At 70.6% G+C, this 21,802-nt stretch carries 19 protein-coding genes, 1 tRNA gene and 1 other RNA gene; 8 read left to right on the plus strand and 13 right to left on the minus strand.

Annotation, left to right across the window (positions count from 1 at the left end; translation table 11 throughout):
- Nucleotides 1–11: 11 nt before the first annotated feature.
- The 4 genes from ATL45_RS11840 to ATL45_RS38380 all read left to right on the plus strand — a co-directional run bounded on the left by ATL45_RS11840 (nucleotide 12) and on the right by ATL45_RS38380 (nucleotide 4,821).
- Complete coding sequence (locus ATL45_RS11840) at nucleotides 12–1,646, plus strand: alpha-amylase family protein (RefSeq protein WP_093158097.1); 1,635 nt, start codon at nucleotides 12–14, stop codon at nucleotides 1,644–1,646.
- Nucleotides 1,647–2,052: 406 nt separating this feature from the next.
- Nucleotides 2,053–3,204, plus strand: coding sequence for an alanine racemase (alr, locus tag ATL45_RS11845; RefSeq protein WP_246025292.1), 1,152 nt, complete (start codon nucleotides 2,053–2,055; stop codon nucleotides 3,202–3,204).
- The gene (locus tag ATL45_RS11850; protein WP_093158100.1) at nucleotides 3,194–4,300 is read left to right on the plus strand and encodes a D-alanine--D-alanine ligase family protein; all 1,107 of its coding nucleotides are present in this window, start codon (nucleotides 3,194–3,196) and stop codon (nucleotides 4,298–4,300) included. Before alr ends, ATL45_RS11850 begins: the two co-directional genes overlap by 11 nt.
- 188 nt (nucleotides 4,301–4,488) lie before the next feature.
- On the plus strand, nucleotides 4,489–4,821 hold the full coding sequence (locus tag ATL45_RS38380; RefSeq protein ID WP_143121757.1) for a hypothetical protein: 333 nt from the start codon (nucleotides 4,489–4,491) through the stop codon (nucleotides 4,819–4,821).
- Here the strand turns inward: ATL45_RS38380 and ATL45_RS11860 are convergent.
- Nucleotides 4,818–5,420 (minus strand): TetR/AcrR family transcriptional regulator, encoded by a 603-nt coding sequence (locus tag ATL45_RS11860; RefSeq protein WP_093158103.1) that lies wholly within the window; start codon nucleotides 5,418–5,420, stop codon nucleotides 4,818–4,820. The two genes, ATL45_RS38380 and ATL45_RS11860, sit on opposite strands and share 4 nt — an antisense overlap.
- Before the next feature lie 60 nt (nucleotides 5,421–5,480).
- Here ATL45_RS11860 and ATL45_RS11865 point away from each other — a divergent pair, with 60 nt between their 5' ends.
- A complete protein-coding gene (locus tag ATL45_RS11865) occupies nucleotides 5,481–5,888 on the plus strand; it encodes a RidA family protein (protein ID WP_093158104.1) in 408 nt (135 codons plus the stop codon).
- Here ATL45_RS11865 and ATL45_RS11870 read toward each other — a convergent pair whose 3' ends face one another.
- Complete coding sequence (locus tag ATL45_RS11870) at nucleotides 5,889–6,788, minus strand: LysR family transcriptional regulator (RefSeq protein WP_093158106.1); 900 nt, start codon at nucleotides 6,786–6,788, stop codon at nucleotides 5,889–5,891.
- 209 nt (nucleotides 6,789–6,997) lie between these two features.
- On the opposite strand from ATL45_RS11870, the gene ATL45_RS11875 reads away from it, so the two are divergent.
- Nucleotides 6,998–7,900, plus strand: coding sequence for an EamA family transporter (locus ATL45_RS11875; RefSeq protein WP_177242079.1), 903 nt, complete (start codon nucleotides 6,998–7,000; stop codon nucleotides 7,898–7,900).
- 253 nt (nucleotides 7,901–8,153) lie between these two features.
- Here the strand turns inward: ATL45_RS11875 and ATL45_RS11885 are convergent, their stop codons facing one another.
- The 7 genes from ATL45_RS11885 to ATL45_RS11915 form a co-directional block, all read right to left on the minus strand.
- The gene (locus tag ATL45_RS11885) at nucleotides 8,154–9,260 is read right to left on the minus strand and encodes an ABC transporter ATP-binding protein (protein WP_093158110.1); all 1,107 of its coding nucleotides are present in this window, start codon (nucleotides 9,258–9,260) and stop codon (nucleotides 8,154–8,156) included.
- 217 nt (nucleotides 9,261–9,477) lie between these two features.
- Complete coding sequence (locus ATL45_RS11890; RefSeq protein ID WP_093158112.1) at nucleotides 9,478–10,473, minus strand: ABC transporter ATP-binding protein; 996 nt, start codon at nucleotides 10,471–10,473, stop codon at nucleotides 9,478–9,480.
- Nucleotides 10,474–10,485: 12 nt separating this feature from the next.
- Nucleotides 10,486–11,418 carry an ABC transporter permease gene (locus ATL45_RS11895; RefSeq protein ID WP_093158113.1) on the minus strand — a complete coding sequence of 311 codons (933 nt, stop codon included), beginning with the start codon at nucleotides 11,416–11,418 and terminating at the stop codon, nucleotides 10,486–10,488.
- A gap of 4 nt (nucleotides 11,419–11,422) precedes the next feature.
- Nucleotides 11,423–12,433 carry an ABC transporter permease gene (locus ATL45_RS11900; RefSeq protein WP_093158114.1) on the minus strand — a complete coding sequence of 337 codons (1,011 nt, stop codon included), beginning with the start codon at nucleotides 12,431–12,433 and terminating at the stop codon, nucleotides 11,423–11,425.
- Between the two features lie 98 nt (nucleotides 12,434–12,531).
- The gene (locus ATL45_RS11905; protein WP_093158116.1) at nucleotides 12,532–14,226 is read right to left on the minus strand and encodes an ABC transporter substrate-binding protein; all 1,695 of its coding nucleotides are present in this window, start codon (nucleotides 14,224–14,226) and stop codon (nucleotides 12,532–12,534) included.
- A 289-nt stretch (nucleotides 14,227–14,515) separates the two neighbouring features.
- On the minus strand, nucleotides 14,516–15,112 hold the full coding sequence (gene recR, locus ATL45_RS11910) for a recombination mediator RecR (RefSeq protein ID WP_093158117.1): 597 nt from the start codon (nucleotides 15,110–15,112) through the stop codon (nucleotides 14,516–14,518).
- A gap of 333 nt (nucleotides 15,113–15,445) precedes the next feature.
- Nucleotides 15,446–15,781: a YbaB/EbfC family nucleoid-associated protein gene (locus ATL45_RS11915; RefSeq protein ID WP_093158119.1), complete on the minus strand. Its 336-nt coding sequence runs from the start codon at nucleotides 15,779–15,781 to the stop codon at nucleotides 15,446–15,448.
- Between the two features lie 169 nt (nucleotides 15,782–15,950).
- Here ATL45_RS11915 and ATL45_RS11920 point away from each other — a divergent pair, with 169 nt between their 5' ends.
- Nucleotides 15,951–17,753 carry an alpha/beta hydrolase family protein gene (locus ATL45_RS11920; RefSeq protein WP_093158120.1) on the plus strand — a complete coding sequence of 601 codons (1,803 nt, stop codon included), beginning with the start codon at nucleotides 15,951–15,953 and terminating at the stop codon, nucleotides 17,751–17,753.
- Between the two features lie 275 nt (nucleotides 17,754–18,028).
- Here the strand turns inward: ATL45_RS11920 and ATL45_RS11925 are convergent, their stop codons facing one another.
- The 4 genes from ATL45_RS11925 to ATL45_RS11940 all read right to left on the minus strand — a co-directional run bounded on the left by ATL45_RS11925 (nucleotide 18,029) and on the right by ATL45_RS11940 (nucleotide 21,326).
- The gene (locus ATL45_RS11925) at nucleotides 18,029–20,353 is read right to left on the minus strand and encodes a DNA polymerase III subunit gamma and tau (protein ID WP_093158122.1); all 2,325 of its coding nucleotides are present in this window, start codon (nucleotides 20,351–20,353) and stop codon (nucleotides 18,029–18,031) included.
- A gap of 51 nt (nucleotides 20,354–20,404) precedes the next feature.
- An RNA gene (gene ffs / locus ATL45_RS11930) (signal recognition particle sRNA small type) lies at nucleotides 20,405–20,499 on the minus strand.
- Between the two features lie 122 nt (nucleotides 20,500–20,621).
- A complete protein-coding gene (locus ATL45_RS11935; protein WP_143121758.1) occupies nucleotides 20,622–20,990 on the minus strand; it encodes a hypothetical protein in 369 nt (122 codons plus the stop codon).
- 78 nt (nucleotides 20,991–21,068) lie between these two features.
- Nucleotides 21,069–21,326, minus strand: coding sequence for a hypothetical protein (locus ATL45_RS11940; RefSeq protein WP_121505329.1), 258 nt, complete (start codon nucleotides 21,324–21,326; stop codon nucleotides 21,069–21,071).
- Nucleotides 21,327–21,663: 337 nt separating this feature from the next.
- On the opposite strand from ATL45_RS11940, the gene ATL45_RS11945 reads away from it, so the two are divergent.
- Nucleotides 21,664–21,749: transfer RNA gene (locus tag ATL45_RS11945), tRNA-Ser, on the plus strand.
- Nucleotides 21,750–21,802 lie beyond the last annotated feature (53 nt).

Consider the following 21,802-nt stretch of genomic DNA (forward strand, 5'->3'; position numbering starts at 1 on the left):
GAGGGTGCCGCGTGGGACTGATCGACACCGATCTCAGCTTCGATCCGCGCGACCCCTACTTCCCCGCTCCCGGCGCGACCGGCGTCGAGTGGGCCCTGCAGGTGTTCACCACCACCAACGGATACGGCCTCGACGCCGGTGCCCGGCTCAGCGATGACCGGCGGCAGCTGCACGCCGACCGGTACTCGCGGCTCGGCCAGCAGCAGCCGGTGGAGGCCGGTTCGGTCGACGTCGAGGTGAACGACAGCGGCGGCGTGCTCCAGTGGTCGATCACGGCCCGCCACGCGGAGCCGATCAAGTCCGTCAAGCTGCTGCTGCGCGGTCTGCCTCCCGAGCAGCTGCGCGCCGGGTGGTGGGCGCCGAACACCGGTCGCGGCTGGGCGCACGGCGTCAACGGCCAGCGGTTCCAGCTCGAATACCCGGGCCCGGACTGGGCGACGCCGTGGGTGGCCGCGGGCACCGAGCAGAGCGGATTCGTCCTCAGCGTCCGGGATCCGCTGGTGCGGCGGCAGATCCTGCACGTCCACCAGCCGCGCTACGCGCCGGGGCCGATCGCGGAGCTGGTGCACCTGCCGATGGCCAGCGCGCGCCGGAGCAGCTACCAGGTCCCGCCGATCCGCCTCCGGCTCGGCACCGACGCGCGCACCGCGGACGCCGACCTCGACGAGCACATGGCCTTCGTGGAGCGCGTCCACGACCTGCGGCCCTGGGACACCCGGCCGGACGTGCCGGCGTGGATGCGCGACATCGCGCTGGTGGTGACGCTGCACGGCCAGCACTGGACGGGCTACGTGTTCAACACGTTCACGCAGATGGCCGAGGCGCTGGGCTTCGTCGCACAGCACATCGAACCGCACCGCGTGCTGGCCTACCTGCCGGGCTGGGAAGGCCGCTACTACTACGCCTACCCGCAGTACCGCCCCGGCGAGGACATGGGCGGCGCCGAGGGATTCGCCGCGCTCACCCGCACCGCGCGGCAGCTGGGCGTGCGGCTGATGCCGATGTACGGCGGGCACGGCGCGAACGTCGTCCAGTACCCGCCGTGGGAGCAGGCCGTGCTGCGCAACGACACCGACCGGTACGTGGAGCTGCTGAACCGGCCGGACTGGGACGGCGACCGGGTCGGCGAGGGCGACCAGGTGTTCCTCAACCCCGGTGAACCGCGGTTCCGCGAGCACCTGGTGGAGTCGATCTCCGCGACGGTGCGCGACTTCGGCGTCGACGCGGCGTTCCTGGACACCCTCGGCTTCTGGTTCAACGATCCGCGCCACGACGTGGTCGAGGGCTACCGGCAGCTGGTCGGCGAGCTGCGCGACCGCCACCCCGAGCTGATGCTGGCGGTGGAGGGCTGGTGGGACGCCCTGTCGGCGGTCTTCCCGCTGAGCCAGCAGTGGTACGGCATGGACCGCGGCCTGCGCGCACCCCGCGTGCTCACCCGCTACGCCCGCACCACCGCCCACCTCGCGGAGGGCACTCCCGGCCCGGGCAGCACGGGCGTGCACGAGAAGGGCTTCCTGCACCGCCCGGCCGACATCTTCCACGAGGGCCACATCCCGGTGGTCGGCATCGTGGACACGACGCTGCCCGCCCAGGCCGACGAGGTCGCCGCGATCTGCCGCTGGGCCGCCGACCACGCCCCGAAGTAGCGCCCGGCGTCGTCGGCGCACCAAGCGTGTTACGAGATCCGGACATCGTCCCAACGCCGCCAAGACATCCGCTCGCGAGCATCGAAGCAGTCCACGAGGACGCCGAGCGAACGATCGGAGGCGGTCGCGCGTGAAGCGCAACACCATCGAGCGGGACACATCCGCGACCTTGAAGTGACGTCCTGATCGTCCTATTCGGACCGACTGCCGGACTTTCGCGCACGCGTCGGAAACGAACGTTGCCATCATCAGAAGTGCGCCGGTCGGCATCGAATCGACCTGATTCCAACGGGATCGAGCAACGAGTCACATGAAGAATGCCAGAAGAGACTCCACCGCACGCCGCAGTGGGAGCGTCGCACCTCCGGTGCGGGTCATCGGCGCGAGACCGACAACCGCTTGCGCAGTGCGGGAAAACGCGCTCGCCGAGGCCGTCGTCGACCTCGACGCCATAGCGCACAACACCGAGCTGATCGCTCGCGCGGCTCCCACTGCCGCTGTCATGGCGGTGGTGAAGGCCGATGCCTTCGGGCACGGCATGGTGCCCGTGGCCCGCGCAGCGCTGGCGCACGGCGCGAGCTGGTTGGGCGTCGCGACCTCCGCGGAGGCGCTGCAGCTGCGCGCAGCCGGTATTGGTGCGCCCTTGCTGAGCTGGGTGCACAGCCCGCACGAGGATTTCCGGGCCGCGATCCTGGCCGATGTCGACCTCTCGGTGTCCTCGCCGGAGGTGCTGGACGCGATCTCCTCCTGCGCTGCGGAGCTCGGCGTGCGCGCGACGATCCAGCTCAAGATCGATACCGGGCTGAGCCGCAGCGGAGCTGCGGAGTCGGACTGGCCTGCGCTGGTGCGTCGCGCCAGGCAGCTGGAGCGCGACTCGCTGGTGCGCGTCCGGGGCGTTTGGTCGCACCTGATCAGCGCGGACGATCCTGGTGGCGCTCACACCGCCGATCAGATCGAGCGCTTCGACCTCGCCGTTGCCGCCGCCCGCGCCGCCGGGCTCGATCCCGAGCTGTGCCACCTGGCCAACTCCGCGGCGGCTCTGGACGCTCCGCGCACCCACTACGACCTCGTCCGGCCCGGTATCGGCCTGTACGGGGTGGAACCGGTGGCGGGCAAGGTGTTCGGCCTCCGGACCGCGCTCACCCTCCGCGCGCGGACGATCCTGGTCAAGGACGTTCCCGCCGGTACCGGCGTCTCGTACGGGCACGACCACACGACGGTTCAGGACGGTCGGCTGGCGCTCGTGCCGCTCGGTTACGCCGACGGCGTGCCGCGGTCGGCCAGCGGCCGGGGCGAGGTGCTGATCGGCGGACGCCGGCATCCCATCGCCGGCCGCATCGCCATGGACCAGTTCGTGGTCGACCTCGGTCAGCACGCCGCGCACGTCGGAGCGGAAGTGGTGGTGATCGGCGGGGACGGGCCCGCGGTCACCGAGTGGGCCCGGTGGGCGGGCACCCTCCCGCACGAGATCTACACCGGCATCGGCAGCCGGGTCACGCGCCGGTACACCGGCCACCGCACCGCTCACCTGCTGTTTGGGGAAACTTGTGTCGCATGAGGGAAATCTCCGGGTAGCTGTCGTGTTCGGCGGCAGGAGCGACGAGCACGACGTGTCCTGCGGGTCGGCCGCGAGCGTGCTGGCCCACCTGGACCGGCGGCGCTACGACGTCGTCCCGGTCAAGATCGAACCCGACGGTACGTGGATCGTGGGCAAGGACGATCCCGACCTGTTCACGGCGGCCGATCAGCGCGCGCGCCCGTTCCTCACCGACGACTTCGCGCGGGTGCACGGCAGCGAAGAGCAGGCGCTCAGCGGAATTCCGCGCGCTCTCGAGCAGATCCAGGACGCCGACGTGCTCTTCCCCGCGCTGCACGGTCCGTACGGGGAGGACGGGACGCTGCAGGCGATGCTGGACATGTGCGGCATTCCCTTCGTCGGCAACGGCGTGCTGGCCAGCGCCGTCGGGATGGACAAGGAGTACGCGAAGAAGCTGCTGGCGGCCGCCGGGCTGGCGGTGGCCGACGGTGTCGTCCTGCGGGATGACCGGGATGCCCTTTCGACCGCGGAGAAGGAACGCCTCGGCCTGCCGGTGTACGTCAAACCGGCGCGCTCGGGATCCAGCGTCGGAGTCTCGCGCGTGGACGCCTGGGAAGCATTGCCCACTGCCATCGCGGCCGCGAAGCGCAGCGACCGGAAGGTGCTCGTCGAGGCCGCCCTGACCGGCCGGGAGATCGACGTCGGGGTGCTGGAGCGGCCGGACGGGTCGGTCGAGGTGAGCCCGCCGCTCGAGATCCGGCTCGCCCCGCACCAGCGGTTGTTCGACCACGAGGCCAAGTACACCGACTCCGGCACCACCTTCGAAGTGCCCGCCCGGCTGGACCCGCAGACCACCGAGCACCTCCGCGTCCTGTCGCTGCGCGCGTTCGCCGCGCTGGAGTGCTCCGGGCTGCTGCGCGTCGACTTCTTCGTGGACGACGACGGCACGGCGACCGTCAACGAGGTCAACACGTTCCCGGGCTTCACGTCGAGCTCGCAGTACCCGCGGATGTGGCAGGCCGTCGGGCTGGAGTACGCCGAGCTCCTGGACACGCTGATCGAGACGGCACTGCAGCCTGGTCTTCCTTCCCCGCTTTCCGCACGGAGCACCGCGTGATCCTGCTGTCCGATCCCCGGATCGCCGCCCTCCCCTCCGCCGACAACGGCGAACCGCTCGTCGACGTGGCGGTGTCCGTTGCCTAGGACGGTCAGCTTCGCCGGCGACCTCCGCGACCACGCCAGCCTCCCGCAACGGCACGCGTGGGCGGACGTCGCCAAGGGCGGCTGCATCGTTCTCGTCGTGCTGTGGCACGTCATCGTGAAGCACTACCTGCAGATCGACTGGCACATCTCGTCACGCGCTGGTCGGCGCTGGCCAGGGCGCTCGCCGGCATCGGTCGGCGGACGCTGCCGATCTACGTCGTGCACATGCCGCTGCTCGCCCTGCTCCACCCGGCCCTCGTCAACGTGATCTCGCAGTCCGGCCCCGCCGCGCAGGCGGTGCTGGCCGCCGCGGAGCCCGCCGTGCTGACCGCCGTCGTCGTGGCGCTCTGCCTGTTCGTCCACCGGATCCTGCCCCCCGAGTGGATCTTCGACCTGCCCCGGTCGAGCACCGGCCGAGGCGTCGCGTCCCGCTAAGCCCAGCCCGCCTCCACCGACCGGCGGCAGGCGTCCGGGTCGTCGCCCGCGCTGACGAACAGCGCGGTCAGCATGGGCACCGCATCGGCCAGCACCTGCTGCGGCAGCGGGCCGGTGGTGACCAGCGAGGCGAGCCCGTGGCCGATCACCCAGCCCTGCCTCGCCAACCGCGCCGAATCGACGTCGGCCCGGAAGCGGCCGATCTCCTTCGCCCGGTCAGCGGCGCGCACGAGGCTGTGCAGGGTTTCGTCCGCGGCGGCGGCGTCTTCGAGCTCGTAGCCCGCGTCGAACATGACTCGGTAGAGGTCGGGGTTCTCGACGGCGTTGGCCGCGTAGGCGGCGCCCAGCGCGGCGAGGTCGCGCACCGGGTCCGAGGTCGTCGGCACTTCGGAGAGCTTGGCCGCGAGGCGGGTGAAGCCCTCCTGCCGCAACGACTTCCACAGGCCGTCCATGCCGCCGAAGTAGGTGTAGACGGCCATCGTCGACACACCGGTGCCCTCGACCAGCGCGCGGAGCGTGACCGGCTGCCGGGTCCGGAGCATGTGCGCGGCCCGTTCCAGCAGCCGGGCGCGAACCTCGGGATCCTTCGCCCTCGCCATGGCGCCAGATTACATAGCACCGCTATGCTTCCGCCGTTCGCATCCCCCGAGGAGGAAACCGTGGCCGTGGAACTGGTCAACCCCGACTGCCTGCCCAAGCCCGACGCGTACCGCCAGCTGTCCATCGCCAGCGGGTCGAAGCTCGTGTTCCTCGCCGGGCAGGTCGCCCGCGACGCCGACGGCACACCGGTCGGCGGCGGCGACTTCGCCGCGCAGGTCGAGCAGTGCTACCTCAACATCGGCCGGGCCCTGACCGAGATCGGCGGCTCCTTCGACGACGTCGCGAAGCTGACCGTCTACGTCGTCGACTGGACGCCCGAGAAGATGCCGCTGCTGGGCGAGGGCGTGAACCGGGCGGCCGCGAAGCTCGGCATCGACCCGGTCAAGCCGATCACCCTGCTCGGCGTTGCGGCGCTGGGCGAACCGGACCTGCTGGTCGAGGTCGAGGCCACCGCGGTCATCGAATAGCTACCGGCCGGCGACGGTCTCGGCTTCGGCCACCAGGGCGTCGAGGACGAGCTGGACCGCCGGGCGTTCCGTGGCTCCTCGCCGGGAGACGACCTCGATGTTGCGGCCCGCTCGGACTCCGCTGAGCGGGCGCAGCGCCACCGTGCGGAGGTTCGCCGAGTACCGGGGCAGCAGCGCGACGCCGAAGCCGTCGGCGACCAGCACTTCGGTGATCCTGAAGTCGTTGATCCGCTGCACGACCTCCGGCCGCACGCCGGTGCGGACGGCCAGCGAGCGCAGCACGTCGTCCACCGGGAACCCGACGTCCACGCTCAGCCACGGCTCGCCCACCAGCTCGGCGGGTTCGACGCGCTCCTTCGCGGCCAGCGGATGGCCGAGCGGGAGCGCGACGTCCAGCGGTTCGCGCAGCAGCGGCGTGATCGTCGTGCGCTCGCTGTCGAACGGCGGCGCCTGGTCGTCCCGGTGCGCGACCACCAGGTCGAAGTCCGCGGTCAGCTCCGGGACCTCCACCGGAGTCATGTCCACGTCGCGGCACTCCACCCGCACCTTGGGGTGCGCCCGCATCCGCTGCAGCAGGCCGGAGAGCAGCAGGAACGCACCGGACGGGAAGATCGCCACCCGCACCACGCCGCGCGGCGTCGACCGGTAGCTGTCCAGCTCCGCCTCGGCGCGGTCCAGCGCGGCCAGCACCTCGTCCGCCCGCGCGGCCAGGCTCCAGCCGGCATCGGTGAGCCGCAGGCCGCGGCCGGCGGGCTCGGTCAGCTGGACACCGACCTCGGCCTGCAGCGCCCGGATCTGCTGCGAGACGGCGGACGGCGTGTAGGAGAGGGCCTTGGCGACAGCGGTGACGGTCCCCCGGTCGGCCAGCTCGCGCAAGAGCCGCAACCTGCGAACGTCCATGCAGGGAGGTTACGCACCGCCCACGTGGTGCGGCACAGCTGTGCCGGATCAGCCCTGGTCAGGGCTTCGGGCCTGATCAGCTGGGCCGTTGCTGGTCGCGTGACCAGGGTCTCGTCGTCCCGGATGCTGGATGTCCATGAAGGACTGCTACACGCTTCATGCAATTAGTGTTGCTTGATCTACACAGTTGGGCGGCGCAAGCTTGGTGCGTGAATCCCCGGGATCGTTCGCTGGCCGTGCTCGTCGCCGTGCTGTGGGGCGCCAACTTCATCGCCCTCGACTTCGGCCTCGGCCACTTCCCGCCGTTCTTCTTCGCCGCGCTGCGCTTCGCCGTGCTGCTGCCGGTGCTGTTCTTCGTGCCCCGGCCGGACGTGCCGTGGAAGTGGCTGCTCGGCTACGGGTTCTTCTTCGGCGCCATGCAGTTCGCGTTCCTGTTCGTGGCGATGAACATCGGGATGCCGACCGGCCTGGCCTCGCTGGTGCAGCAGGCCTCCGCGCCGTTCACCGTGGCGCTCGGGGCGCTGCTGCTGCGGGAGCGGATCACCCCGGTGCAGATCGTCGGCATCCTCACCGCGGTGCTCGGGATGGTGGTGATCGGCTGGAACCGCGCGCAGAGCGCCGCCCTGCTGCCGATGCTGATCACCGTGTGCGGCGCCTTCTCGTGGGCGCTGGGCAACCTGTGCGCGCGGAAGGCCAACCCGCCGAACCCGCTGCACCTGACGCTGTGGATCGCGATCGTGCCGCCGCTGCCGATGTTCGCGATGTCCGCCGCCTTCGAAGGGCCGACCGCCGGGTTGCAGGCGCTGACGACGGTCTTCGACTCGACCACCGGCTGGTACGCGCTCGCCGGCCTCGCCTACACCTCGCTGCTGGCGTCGGTCATCGGCTCCGGGCTGTGGACGACCCTGATGGGCCGCTACCCGGCGAGCCGGGTGGCACCGTTCTCGCTGCTGGTGCCGGTCGTCGGCTTCACCACCGCGTGGCTGGTCCTGGGCGAGCACCCGGACCCGGTCGAGCTCGCCGCGGGCGCGGTGGTGGTCACCGGCGTCCTGCTCGGCAGCCTCAACCTGAAAAAACGCCGAGCTCCAGAACTGGCCCTGGAACAGGTGTGAGTCAGCCCCGGCGGGAGCCGCTGCGCTCGAAGTCCGGGTTGCAGACGTGGATGCCGTTGCCCTCCGGGCAGTCGTAGGACACCAGTGCGCGACCCGACTCGGCCACCAGGCGATCCGCTGTCGCGGCCACCAAGATCGCCCGATGGTCGCAAGCCGTGCACCGCTGCGCGCTGCTGTACCTCACCCGTAACCTCCCGTTCACGCCTGACCGAGGATCCTATGTGGACGCGATCGGACGCGGGGACGGAACCGGTCAACTCGCCGGGCTGATGTCCAGGTCGCCGAAGTCCGTCGGGTCGACCGCCTCGGCGACCACCTCGTGCGGCTGCAAGCTGCCGTCGCGGATCTCCTCGGCGTAGTGGCACGCCACCCGGTGGCCGGGCTTCAGCTCGCGCAGCGCGGGGCGCTCGGTGTCGCAGCGGTCCGGCTGGCGCCACGGGCAGCGGGTGTGGAAGCGGCAGCCCGCGGGCGGGTTGGCGGGCGACGGCAGATCGCCGGAGAGCAGGATCTGCTCGCGCTCGTCCTCCACCGTCGGGTCCGGCACCGGGACCGCCGACAGCAGCGCCTTCGAGTACGGGTGCAGCGGCTCCGCGTAGAGATCGTCCGATGTGGACTCCTCCACGATGCCGCCCAGGTACATCACGCCGACCCGGTCGGCGATGTGCCGCACCACCGCCAGGTCGTGCGCGATGACCAGGTAGGTCAGGCCGAACTCGGCCTGCAGGTCCTCCAGCAGGTTCACCACCTGCGCCTGCACCGAGACGTCCAGCGCGGACACCGGCTCGTCGGCCACCACCAGCTCCGGCCCCACCGACAGCGCGCGGGCGATGCCGATGCGCTGCCGCTGACCGCCGGAGAACTCGTGCGGGTACTTGCGCAGCGAGGTCGTCGGCAGGCCCACCGCGGAGAGCAGCTCGCGCAGCTTCTTGTCGGTGGCCTCCCGGTCGGCGCCCATGCCGTGCGCGCGCATGCCCTCGACCAGCAGCGACTGCACCGACTGCCGGGGATCCAGCGAGGACAGCGGGTCCTGGAAGACCATCTGCATCCGGCGGCGCATCCGGCGCAGCGGCTCGCCCTTCATCGCGGACAGGTCGACGCCGTCGAACACCACCTTGCCGCCGGTCGGCTTCTCCAGCCGCAGCACCGCGCGCCCGAGCGTCGACTTGCCGCAGCCGGACTCCCCGACCAGGCCGTAGGTCTCACCGCGCCGGATGCGCAGCGACACCCCGTCCACGGCGTAGACGTACCCGACCGTGCGGTCCAGCACCACACCGCGCTTGATCGGGAAGTGCACCGCGACGTCCTCGACGTCGACCAGCACGTCCTGGGAATCCCCGGCGGTGTCCAGGGTTTCGGTCATGACGCCTCCGCCGCGCTAGTTCCCGCCGCAAGTTCCATTGAAATCAGACGTCCAATTTCCATTGAAATCGCGTCAGGTTCTCCACAGGAACCGGCTCGTTGTCCACAGTCACCGGCGTGTCGGGCACCGACACACCGACGGTCCGCAAGTTCCATTGAAATCAGACATCCGATTTCCATTGAAATCGGAGACCTGATTTCCATTGAAATCGCGGAAGTCATGACGCCTCCACCGGAGTTTGCGCTTCCCGCACCGGGTTGTGGCAGCGCAGCAGGCGCGCGCCGACGTCGATGCTCACGTCCGGGGTCTGCTGCTCGCAGACCTCCAGGGCGTTCGGGCAGCGCGGGCAGAACGCGCACCCGGCGTCCCACGGGATGTTGTCGCTGACCGAGCCCTTGATCGGCGACAGCCGCTGGCCGCGCGGGGCGTCCAGGCGCGGGATCGAGGCCAGCAGCCCGGCGGTGTACGGGTGCCGCGGGCGCGCGAACAGCTCGTGCCGCGCGGCGCGTTCCACCACCCGGCCCGCGTAGAGCACGTTCACCTCGTCGCAGAGGCCGGCCACCACGCCCAGGTCGTGGGTGATCATGATCAGCGCGGTCTCGGTCTCGGCGACCAGCTCCGACAGCAGCCGCAGGATCTGCGCCTGGATCGTCACGTCCAGCGCGGTGGTGGGTTCGTCGGCGATCAGCAGCCGCGGCTTGCAGGCCAGCGCCATCGCGATCAGCGCGCGCTGGCGCATCCCGCCGGAGAGCTGGTGCGGGTACTCGCTGAGGCGCCGCCGCGGGTCCGGGATGCCCACCCGGCGCAGCAGGTCCTCGGCCTCCGGCATCGCTTCCTTGCGCGAGAGACCGCGGTGCCGCTCGATCACCTCCGAGACCTGCAGCCCGATCGACACCACCGGGTTCAGCGAGGTCAGCGGGTCCTGGAACACCATGCTCAGGTCGCTGCCGCGGCGCTGGTCCAGCTCGCGGCGGGACAGCGCCAGCAGGTCGGTGCCGTCGAAGCGCACCGAACCGGAGACCTCCGCACCGCGCGTCGGCAGCAGGCCCATGATCGCCAGCGAGGTGACCGACTTCCCGCAACCGGACTCGCCGACCAGGCCGACGGTGCGGCCTGGTTCGACGTCGAAGGAGATGCCGTCCACGGCGGTCACCGGCGGCTCGCCCTTGCGGGCGAAGACGACCGAGAGGTCGCGGACTTCCAGCAGTGCCATGATTTTCCTCCGTCAGCGCCGGCGCTTCGGGTCCAGCGCGTCCCGCAGGGACTCGCCGACCAGGGTGAAGCCGAGGGCGACCAGGATGATGCAGCTCGCCGGCCAGAACGCCAGCTGCGGGTGCGAGTCGATGATGTTCTGCGCGCCGCCGAGCATCTGGCCCCACTCCGGGACCGAGTCGTCGGCCGCGCCGAGGCCGAGGAAGGACAGCGCCGCCGCGTCGATGATCGCCACCGCCAGCACCAGCGTGGCCTGCACGATCACCGGGCCGAGCGCGTTCGGCAGCATGTGCCGGAACACGATCGAGCTCTCCTTCACGCCCAGCGCCCGCGCCGCCAGCACGTGATCGCTGGCGCGCTGCGCGAGCATCGTGCCGCGCAGCAGTCGGCCGAAGATCGGCACCTGCACGATCGCCACCGCCAGGATCACGGTGAACTGGCTCTGCTGCGCGAACAACGCGCCGATCGACACCGCCAGCAGCAGCGACGGCACCGACAGCATCACGTCCACGACCCGCATGACCAGCGAGTCCACCCAGCCGCCGAACGCACCGGCCACCACACCCAGCACCAGGCCGCCGCCGAGACCGATCACGGTGGCCAGCACGGCGACCAGCAGCGTCTGCTGAGAACCCAGCAGCAGCCGGGAGAACAGGTCCCGGCCGTACTGGTCGCCGCCCAGCGGGAAGCCCTCCTGCGGCGGCGGGATGGTGTTCTCCGCGCGGGACACCTGGTCGACCAGGACCCGCAACGCCGGGTCGTGCGGCGCCAGCAGCGGCGCGAGCAGCGCCACCAGCACGAACACCGCGATGATCACCGCGCCGACCACGAACACCGGATTGCGCTTGAGCCGCCGCCACGCCGACGCCGCCAGGCTAACCCCGGCGTCCGCCGATGCCTCCGCCAGCGCGTCGATGCGCTCCTTGCGCTGCGATTTCAGAGCCATGACCTCACCGTGTCCGCAGTCGTGGGTCGATCAACGCGTACGAGAGGTCCACCAGCAGGTTGACCAGCACGTACATCATCGCCGAAGCCAGGATCACCACCTGGAGCACCGGGAAGTCCTTGCGCTCGAAGCCCAGCGCGACCGCCTGCCCGATGCCCGCGATGTTGAACACCCGCTCGGTCAGCACCGCACCGGCCAGCAGCGCACCGGTCTGCAGGCCGATCGTGGTGACCACCGGCAGCATCGCGTTGTGCAGGATGTGCCTGCGGCGGATGACCATCGAGGCCAGGCCCTTCGCCCGCGCGGTGCGCACGTAGTCCTCGTCCATCACGTCCAGCACCGCGGCCCGGGTGATCCGGAAGATCACCGCGAACGGGATGGTGGACAGCGCGATGGCGGGCAGGATCAGGTGCACGAAGGAGTTCCACGCGGCATCCCACTCGCGGGTCAGCAGCCCGTCGAGGATGTAGAAGCCGGTGACCCTGGTGGCGTCCAGCCCGGCGTCCTGGCGGCCGGAGGCGGGCAGCACGCCCAGCTGGACGGCGAACACGAACTTCAGCAGGAACGCCAGGAAGAACACCGGCACCGCGACGCCGACCAGCGACCAGGTGATGCTCAGGTTGTCCAGCCAGCTGCCGCGCTTGCGGGCGGCCAGGTAGCCCAGCGGGATGCCGATCGCCACGGCCAGCAGCAGCGCCAGGACGGACAGCTCCAGCGTCGCCGGGAAGCGGGTCAGGAACACCTCCATCGCGGGCGTGCCGGGCTGCACGCCGGTGGAGGTGCCGAAGTCACCGGTGGCGGCGCGGCCCAGGAACCGCAGGTACTGCACGAAGAGCGGCTGGTCCATGCCGAGATCTGCTTCGAGCTGCGCCCGCGCCTCCGGCGTGGCGCGGTCGCCCAGCATCGCCGACACCGGCCCGCCGGGCAGCGAGCGCAGCCAGGCGAACAGCAGGATCGACAGGACGAAGACGACCAGCACCAGCTGCGCCAGTCGCCGGATCGTGTAGCGGAGCACGCAAACCCCCGTTGCTCAGTTCGGCAGCGAGCGCGACTTCGCGCGAAACCGACGGACCCCGTGCGGGAGCCGCGCCGATTTCGCGCGAAATCGTCAACTCACTGGCCCGAGATGCTCACCGAGGCGAACTCTTCGGCGGTCAGCGGCGAGGTCTGCAGGCCCTCCACCTCGGCGCTCGTGACGATCGCCGGCGGGGAGTGCGACAGCGGGATGGCGGGCAGGTACTCGGACATCAGCTTGCGGTTGATGTCCTGGTACATCTGCTCGCGCTTGGCCTCGTCCGGCTCGGCGTCGGCGGCCTTCAGCTGGTCGGCCAGGTCCGCGCCCCACGGCGAGCCCGCCGTGTAGAAGCGGTTCTCCGTGGTGCCGAAGAAGGTGCCGATGAAGTTGTCCGGCGTGTTGTAGTCACCGGTCCAGCCGAGCAGGAAGATGTCCGCCCTGGCGTTGTCGACGTCGTCGATGTAGCCGCCGTTCCACGGCTTGCTGACCGGGTTCACGGTGATGCCCGCGGCGCGCAGGTTCTCGGCGAGCGCGTTGTAGATGCCCTGCGGGTCCGGCATGTACGGCCGGGTCACCTCGGTGGGCCAGTAGAAGTTCACGGTCAGGTTCGGCACGCCCGCCTCGGCGAGCAGCTGCTTGGCCTTCGCCGGGTCGTGCGGGTACTTCTGCACGTCGTCGGCGTAACCGTCCACTGTGTCCGGGTAGAACTGGGTGGCGACCGAGGCGCCCTCCGGCAGGTTCGCCTTGACCAGCGTCTCGCGGTCCAGCGCGTAGGCCAGCGCCTGGCGCACCTTCACGTCCTTCAGCGCCGGGTTGTTCTTCTGGGTGATGCCCAGGTACATGATGTTGAACGGGTCGCGGACCTGGACGTTGTGCCCGGCGTCGCGCAGGGCCTTGAGGTCGGCGGCGTTCGGGAAGTCGTAGCCGTCGATGGCGCCCGACTCCAGCTCCTGCTTGCGCACCGTCTCGTCCGGGATGATGCGGAAGATCAGCTCGTTGAGCTTGGTCTTCTCGCCCCAGTACTCCTCGTTGCGGACCAGCTTGATGGTGCCGTTGCCCTCGTCGTAGGAGGCGAACTTGAACGGCCCGGTGCCGGTCGGCTGCGAACGCGAGTACTCCGGGTAGACGAAGCTGTCGCCCTGGGCCTGCACGTCGTTGGCCTTGTACTTCTCCATCGCCGTCGGCGACTGCATGCTGAACGACGGGAGCCCGAGGATGTCCGGGAACTTCGAGCTGGCGCGGGTCAGGTGCACCACCGCGGTCGTCGGGTCGGGCGACTCGCAGGACTGGTACAGCGACGGGGTCTTGCCGTCGGAGAACCCGCCGAAGTTCTCGATCCAGTAGTAGGACAGCGCCTGGTTCTGCCCGGCGCCGGTCTGGTCGAACATGCGCTGGAAGTTCTTGCACACCGCTTCGGCGTTGAAGTCGGTGCCGTCGTGGAACTTCACGCCGGTGCGCAGCTTGAACGTCCAGGCCTTGCCGTCCGGGCTGTGCTCCCAGCTCTCCGCGAGCTCCGGTTCGACGTCGGCGGATCCGGGCTTGAACCCGACCAGGCCCTCCATGATCTGCCGGCTGATCCGGAAGGTCTCGCCGTCGGAGGCGTAGAAGGGGTCGAAGCCGTCAGGAGCACCGGCCGCGCCGAAGGTGAGCGTGCCGCCCTCTCCGCCCCCGGCCTCGCGCTGCGACTGCGCGCACGCGGCCAGCGAAGTGGCCGCGACGAGCGCGACGCCGACAGTGGCGACACGGCGCCGCGTGGTGAACGCGCGGCGTGGCGCCGATGGAGCTCTACTCATGGAAGCACCTCAGTGTGTCTCAGGTCTCAGAGTGCCGTGAGACTAACCCGCACCACGCGCTCGATGGAGTCCCAGAGGTTACGATCCGACTACTTAGGGCTACCTAATGAACCCAATCGGTATCCGTCGATCACCCGCCCGGACCAGCTAATTCGACTACTTGCCGTGAGAGCAACTCCGGTGCGGAGTTCCGGCAAATACGGGAAAAACGTAAACACCCGGCGAACGCGGATACGCAGAAGCCGCCCGGCGACGGCGTGCGTCACCGGGCGGCTTCAGAGGTTCGGGGCTAGAGCGCCCTGCGGCCGGAGAGCGCCCTGCCGAGGGTGAGCTCGTCGGCGAACTCCAGGTCGCCGCCCATCGGGAGGCCCGAGGCGAGCCGGGTGACCGTCAGACCGGGGAAGTCCCGCAGCATCCGGACCAGGTAGGTCGCGGTCGCCTCGCCCTCGGTGTTCGGGTCGGTCGCGATGATCACCTCGGTGATGTCGTCCTTGCCGATGCGGGCCAGCAGCTCGCGCACCCGCAGCTGGTCCGGACCCACCCCGGACAACGGGTCCAGCGCCCCGCCCAGGACGTGGTAGCGCCCCTTGAACTCGCGGGTGCGCTCGACGGCCAACACGTCCTTGGGCTCCTCGACGACGCACACCAGCGCCTTGTCGCGGCGGACGTCCCGGCAGATGCGGCAGGTGGTCTCCTCGGAGACGTTGCCGCAGACGTCGCAGAACACCACGCCTTCCTTGACCTTCTGCAGCACTTCCTGCAGCCGGGTCACGTCCGCGGGCTCGGCCGCGAGCAGGTGGAAGGCGATGCGCTGCGCGCTCTTCGGACCGATGCCCGGCAACCTGCCGAGCTCGTCGATCAAATCCTGTACCGGACCTTCGTACACTTCTCGCTCGTTTCCGGGGCCTGCGCGGTCCCAGGCGGAACCGCGCTCGAAGCCGGCTCAACCGCGCAGCTCCGACTGGAGTTCTTTCATCTTGATCGGCCACCGCAGCCGCGACGCCTGACATGCCGCGGTTCCGCGGGCTGTCGCAAGCGCCGAAGGCGCTTTCGGGCCCACCCTCGCAACTCGCACCGCCGCGGGTTCTGAGAGGTTTCCTGGCGAGGACGGCCCAGCCGCCGTGTATTGGCATACATCAGGCTGGGCACCCGCAGTCCAGGGAAGCTCTCAGGTTCCGCCACCCGCACCGTCACGCAGAACGAGGCTGGAACCCCCGTGTCACATGCCCGGCAGGGACAGACCACCGCCGAGGCCGCTGGTCAGCGGGCCCATCTTCGCCGCCTGCAGCTCCTGCGCCGCGCGGTTGGCGTCGCGCACCGCGGCGACCACCAGGTCCGCCAACGTCTCGGTGTCCTCCGGGTCGGCCGCCTTCGGGTCGATGGTGAGGCCCTTCAGCTCACCGGCGCCGGTGACCGTCGCGGTCACCAGGCCGCCACCGGCGCTACCGGTGACCTCCGCGTCGGCGAGCTCCTGCTGCGCGGTCATCAGCTGCTGCTGCATCTTCTGCGCCTGTTCCATGATCTGCTGCATGTTCGGCTGGCCACCTGGCTGCACGGTGCTCCTCCTCGTCTCGCGGGACCCGCGCCCGATCGGGCGGCACGAGCACGGGGTACACCACCCAGCCTAGAGCGTGCTGGTGCCCGGTCTGCGTGCGTGGTCGCCTCGGGAACGCGCGCCCGGTCGGCCCCTGGGCTCAGCGGGTCGCGCGTGACAGGGTGTCGGCATGGCGCTGGACATCGTGCGGTTGCTGGAGCTCACCAGCTGGCGGGCATTCGACGTGACCGGCACCGGCCGGGTGCTGGCCGGCTCCGACGAGTCCGGCTCGACGCAGCTGGTCGAGCTCGCCGACGGCGCGAGCACCCGGCTGACCGCGCTGTCCGGTGCCGTGACCGGCCGCTACTTACCGGGCGAGCGCGCGGTGGTGGTGCAGCACGACACCGACGGCGACGAGCGCGGCCAGCTGTCGCTGCTGCGCCTGGACCAGCCGCGACCGGGGCCGGTGCGGCTGCCCGAGCTGTACCCGCTGGTCCGCGATCCCGAGCACGTGCACCGGCTGCTGGACGTGCTGCCGGGCCGGATCGTCTACAGCACCAACCGCCGCAACGGCGTCGACTTCGACGTGATCGTCCGCGAGGTGGCCACCGGCGAGGAGCACGTCGTCTACGACCAGGGCGGCATGGTGCTGGAGGTGGCCGCCGACGGCGACCGCACCGCGCTCACCGTGCCCGGCGGGCCGCCCATGTCCGACCAGCTGGTGATGGTCGAGGCGGGCCGGGTGCGGACGCTGACCGGCCGCGAAGTGGCCGCCCGGCACACCGACATCCACTGGCTGCCCGATGGTTCCGGGCTGATCACCACCACGAACTTCGAGCGCGACCGCACCGGCGTGGCCCGCATCGACCCGGACACCGGAACCCGGACCTGGCTGGTGACCTCCGACGAGCACGACCTGACCGGCTGGCCGTCACCGGACGGCTCGACGCTGCTGGTGCAGGCCAACGACGACGGAGCCGGCCGACTGGCGCTGCACGACGCGGCGACCGGCGAGCGGCGGCACGAGGTGCACCTGCCCGCGGACGGCTGGTGCGCGTTCCCGCTGCCGCAACCGGTGTGGTCACCGGACTCGCGGTTCGTCGCGCTGACCTTCACCGCACCGGCGATTCCCGGCGACGTGCTCCTGGTGGACGCGACCACCGGCGAATGCCGCGCGCTGACCGACTCCGCCGCGCAGCTCGCCGGCGAACTGCCGGTGCAGCCGACCACCCACCGGGTGCCGACCCGCGACGGCGAACGGCTGCCGTGCTTCCGCTACTCGCCGGCGGAACCCGATCCGCAGCTGGCCGGATCCGCCGTGCTGATCGTCCACGGTGGACCGGAGAGCCAGTCGGTGCGCGGCTTCAACCCGATCGTCCAAGCGCTCGTCGCGCAGGGCCACGAGGTGCTGGTGCCGAACGTGCGCGGCTCCACCGGCTACGGCAAGCGCTGGTACTCCGCCGACGACGGGCGCAACCGGCTGGAAGCGGTGGCCGACCTCGCCGACCTGCACGACTGGCTGCCCGCGATCGGCCTGGACCCGCGCCGCGCGGCCCTGTGGGGCGGCTCGTACGGCGGCTACATGGTGCTGGCGGGGCTGGCGTTCCAGCCGAAGCGCTGGGCGGCGGGTGTCGACATCGTCGGCATCTCGTCGCTGGTCACGTTCCTGCAGAACACCGCGCCCTACCGGCGAGCGCACCGCGAGCGCGAGTACGGCTCGCTGGCCACCGACGCGGACTTCCTGCACGAGGCCTCGCCGCTGACCGAGGTCGCGGCGATCGCGGCACCGCTGTTCGTCCTGCACGGCGCGAACGACCCGAGGGTCCCGCTGTCGGAAGCGGAGCAGATCGCGGCCGCGGTCCGCGCGAAGGGCCTGGAGTGCGAGCTGCTGGTCTACCCGGACGAAGGCCACGGCCTGGCGAAGCGCCCGAACCGCCTGGACGCCTATCCCAAAGCCCTCGCCTTCCTGGCACGCCACCTCACGAGGCCCTGACCCCCCGGCCGGCTGCGTCCGGTCAGACGCAATTTCAATGGAAATCAGGTATCGAATTTCCATTGAAATCAGACATCCAACTTCAATGGAACTTGCGGATCACCGGTGTGTTGGCGCCCGACACACCGGTGCCTGTGGACAACCACCTGGTCCCTGTGGAGAACCTGATGCAATTTCAATGGAAATCAGACGTCCGATTTCCATTGAAATCGCGGAACCCGCGGGCGGGACGGCGGGCCGGGCGGTCGTGGGACCGGTGATCGCCGTGCGGGTGGTCAGTTGTCGATTCGGCGAGCGCCGAGCTCCCGCTCGAAGAGCTCGACCGCGGCTGCTTCCGGGTCCGGGCCGATCGGCGTGTTGGCGTCGTACGGGGAGGACTCGGCGAGCATCGCCTCCGGGTCTTCCTCGTCGTCGCTGGGCGACGGCTTCGGCGTGGGCTCGGGTTCCGGCGGCTTGACCGGCTCCGGCGGCGGGACGTAGTCCGGCGGCGGAGGCTCCTCGTCCGGCGGCTCAGGTGGCGGCGGGATGTCGTCGGGTTCCGGCGGACGCGGCACCGTGCCCTGCCGGGGCGCCTGCGCACGGGCCTGCGACGGACGCGTCGGCTGAGCGCTCGGACGGCCGCCGGGGGCCTGGCTGTTCGGCTGCTCGCTCGCCGCCTCGGCGGCCGCGGTCGACCGGCGCTGCAGAGGCTGCTTGGGCGCAGCCGGGCGCGCCGGAGCGGGCGGCGGAGCCGCACCGGCCTCGACGCACTGGATCTCCCACTCGCCGGGGTGGCTGATGATCTGGCCCAGTGCTTGCCGCACGAAGTCCAGCCGCCGCTGCTGGGCGAATTGCTTGACCAGCCCGGAGGTGGGCATCGACAGCACGACCACGCCGTCGTCGACCCGGATCTCCTGCACGGTGGCGTTGAGCAGCAGAGCCTGCGTCGGCCGGTTCAGCTTCGCGACGGCCTGCAGCACGTCGTTCCACACCTGCCGCGTCTTCGCCGCGTCGAACGCCGCGGGCGCGGCTCCCGCCGCCCCGCCGCCCGGCGGCTCCGCCTGCGCTGCGCCGCGCTGCGGCTCCGCACCGACAGCACTCCGCTGCTCCGCAGCTCCGTTCGGCTGAGCCGCCGCAGCACTCCGCTGCTCCGCAGCTCCGTTCGGCTGTGCCGCCGCAACGCTCCGCTGCTCCGCAGCTGCGCCTTGCTCCGCACGCCCAGCGCCTTGCGGCTGCGCCGCAACGGCCTCACCTTGCGCCGCACCGACGCTCCGCTGCTCCGCAGCTGCGCTCGGCACCGCGGCTCCGCCTTGCGACTGCGCCGCTCCGTCAATGCGCTCGGCGGCTTCCGCCGCTGCGCGCTCGTGCGGGCGCTGGAAGACCCGGCGCGGCCGGGAGTCGCCGTCCGCCGCTGCCGCGGCTTCCGGCTGGGGTGCGGGCGCTCCGCCACCGCTCGGCGCGATGACGCCTCGGCGTTCGATCGACTCGAGTCGTTGCAGCAGTGCGGTTTCCGAGTCCGAGACCGCCGGGAGCATCATCCGGGCGCAGAGGAGCTCCAGCAGGAGGCGGGGCGCGGTGGCGCCCCGCATCTCGGAAAGTCCAGTGTGGACGATATCGGCGAAGCGGGACAGGGTGGCCGGGCCGAGCTGCTCGGCCTGGCGCCGCATCCGCTCCAGCTCGTCGCCCGCCGCTTCCACCAGGCCGCGGTCGGCCGCGTCCGGCACCGAGCAGAGCAGCACCAGGTCGCGGAGCCGGTCGAGCAGGTCGGAGCCGAAGCGGCGCGGGTCGTGACCGGCTTCCACCAGCCGGTCGACGGTGGCGTAGACGGCCGCGGCGTCGCCGCTCGCGAGCGCGTCGACCATGTCGTCGATCATGGCCACGTCGGTGACGCCGAGCAGCGCGATCGCCCGCTCGTAGGTGACGCCCTGGTCGGTCGCGCCCGCCAGCAGCTGGTCGAGCACGCTCAGCGTGTCGCGCGCCGAGCCGCCACCGGCCCGGATGACCAGCGGGAAGACCGCGGGCTCCACCTGCACGCCCTCGTCGGCGCAGATCCGCTCGACCAGCTCGCGCATCACGCCCGGCGGCATCAGCCGGAACGGGTAGTGGTGGGTCCGGGACCGGATGGTGGTGAGCACCTTGTCCGGCTCGGTGGTGGCGAAGACGAAGATCAGGTGTTCCGGCGGCTCTTCGACGATCTTCAGCAGGGCGTTGAAGCCCTGCGTGGTGACCATGTGGGCCTCGTCGATGATGAAGATCCGGTACCGCGACTGGGCGGGCGCGAAGAAGGCCCGGTCGCGCAGTTCGCGGGTGTCGTCGACGCCACCGTGGCTGGCCGCGTCGAGCTCCACGACGTCGACGCTGCCGCCGCCCTCCGGGGCCAGCGCGACGCAGGAGTCGCACTCGCCGCACGGGTCGGCCGTCGGGCCCTGCGCGCAGTTCAGCGAGCGCGCGAGGATGCGCGCGCTGGAGGTCTTGCCGCAGCCGCGCGGCCCGGAGAACAGGTAGGCGTGGTTGATCCGGCCGGAGGACAGCGCGGTCCGCAGCGGCTCGGTGACGTGTTCCTGCCCGACGACCTCAGCGAAGGTCGCCGGCCGGTACTTGCGGTAGAGGGCGAGCGCCACGACCAGAACCCTACGCGGTACGGCTGACAGGACCCGAACGGCCCGGGAAAAGTAAGGGGACCCCGTGCACCCGCCAGAGCCCGCTTACCCTTGCTGCCTTCCGGCCCTGGGGGAGTTCACAGGATGGACGTCGCACGAGGTCCACGGACAGTGTAACCCGACTCCCCGGGCACTCCGCGAGGAGGCCTCGCTCACTGATCACCGACCAGCCGCCGCATGCCTCCTCGCCCGGACGCCCCCGCGACCGACCTGCGCGTTCTCTGCCCGCCTAGCGCTGGTGGACGAACCGCCGCGCATCGGCCACCAGCGAACTGGTGTACGAGCCCGGGGCGAGGCGGAGCTGCACACTGCGCATCCAAGCTGCCGCCGTCTGGCGACTACCTCCGAAGCTGGCGGCAAACATCACCAGCGGGACGATCAGGATGTAGGAGATCTGCTGCCAGTCCTGAGCCACCTCCGGTGCCAGCAGTCCCGTCGTCCACGCGATCGTCACGGTGAGCCACGCTGCCGCGTTGAGGATCGCCGCGCTCATGCCAACCCACATCCAGCGACGGGCATTGAGGTAGGCACGAGCGGCCTCGCCGAGGACGGCTCCGAATCCAGCTGCCGGATCGCCGCGGGAATCGTTGATCGACATGGAGGCGAGCCTGACATCCAGCACGCCCTCCCGTGGCCCGATCGCGCACATCCCGCCAGATCGCCCACCCAAGTCTGATCAGGTGCGCCTCACGGCGGCGTACGTGCCGAACCGGCATTGGCGCGGCGCCCAAGAGGTGTTCGATCGCGTTTCCTCGATATCCGAAAAGGTGCGCGTGGCGAAAGTGCTGGGCACACCGCCAATTCGTTCCAGCGCCTCGGAGACGCCGATCCCCTTGACGAAGGTCAGGCAGTAGATCTCGCCGATGTTGTCGCCTTCTCCCGGAGACGTGTCCATCCAGGCGAAGTCGTCGCCGTCGTGCACGTTGGCGCTCACCTTTTGATCAGATCCCATGGGCCGGCGAGGCTACCGCCGGGCAATCCCGAGTCGCAGCTGATCCGGACGATCAGACCGCCCCCGGCGTTGATCTTTCAATGAACCGCCCCTCGGCGGCGCAGCGGCACCCACGCTCCGGGTTCGGGCTTTGGCCTTGATCGTCTTGTGCCAGCGCTCCGCCAGACCGCTGCCGTCGTGCTCTCCCCATGTCACAGGCCCTCGAATAGTGTTGTCACCGAGCGCTGTGCAAGATCACGACGCCGACCGCCGCCAGGGCGTCCGCCCAGGTCATGACCCTTATCCGCTGCTCAGGATGCCCTCTGCTAGGCTTCCGCACGGAGGATTGGCCGAGCGGCCTAAGGCGCACGATTGGAAATCGTGTTGGGTTAATAGCCCTCACGGGTTCGAATCCCGTATCCTCCGCGCTGAGACGGATGCCCCCGCGAGATGTTCGCGGGGGCATCCGTCGTTTCGCG

Origin of the sequence: Saccharopolyspora antimicrobica, assembly GCF_003635025.1 — a bacterium.
GTDB lineage: Bacteria > Actinomycetota > Actinomycetes > Mycobacteriales > Pseudonocardiaceae > Saccharopolyspora > Saccharopolyspora antimicrobica.

Coding starts and splice junctions, on each gene's coding strand:
- ATL45_RS11935 (WP_143121758.1), bottom strand. CDS start 20,990: ATGTCGATCAACGATTCCCGCGGCGATCCGGCAGCTGGATTCGGAGCC.
- ATL45_RS11905 (WP_093158116.1), bottom strand. CDS start 14,226: ATGAGTAGAGCTCCATCGGCGCCACGCCGCGCGTTCACCACGCGGCGC.
- ATL45_RS11870 (WP_093158106.1), bottom strand. CDS start 6,788: ATGGACGTTCGCAGGTTGCGGCTCTTGCGCGAGCTGGCCGACCGGGGG.
- ATL45_RS11860 (WP_093158103.1), bottom strand. CDS start 5,420: ATGGCGAGGGCGAAGGATCCCGAGGTTCGCGCCCGGCTGCTGGAACGG.
- ATL45_RS11890 (WP_093158112.1), bottom strand. CDS start 10,473: ATGGCACTGCTGGAAGTCCGCGACCTCTCGGTCGTCTTCGCCCGCAAG.
- ATL45_RS11920 (WP_093158120.1), top strand. CDS start 15,951: ATGGCGCTGGACATCGTGCGGTTGCTGGAGCTCACCAGCTGGCGGGCA.
- ATL45_RS11885 (WP_093158110.1), bottom strand. CDS start 9,260: ATGACCGAAACCCTGGACACCGCCGGGGATTCCCAGGACGTGCTGGTC.
- ATL45_RS11895 (WP_093158113.1), bottom strand. CDS start 11,418: ATGGCTCTGAAATCGCAGCGCAAGGAGCGCATCGACGCGCTGGCGGAG.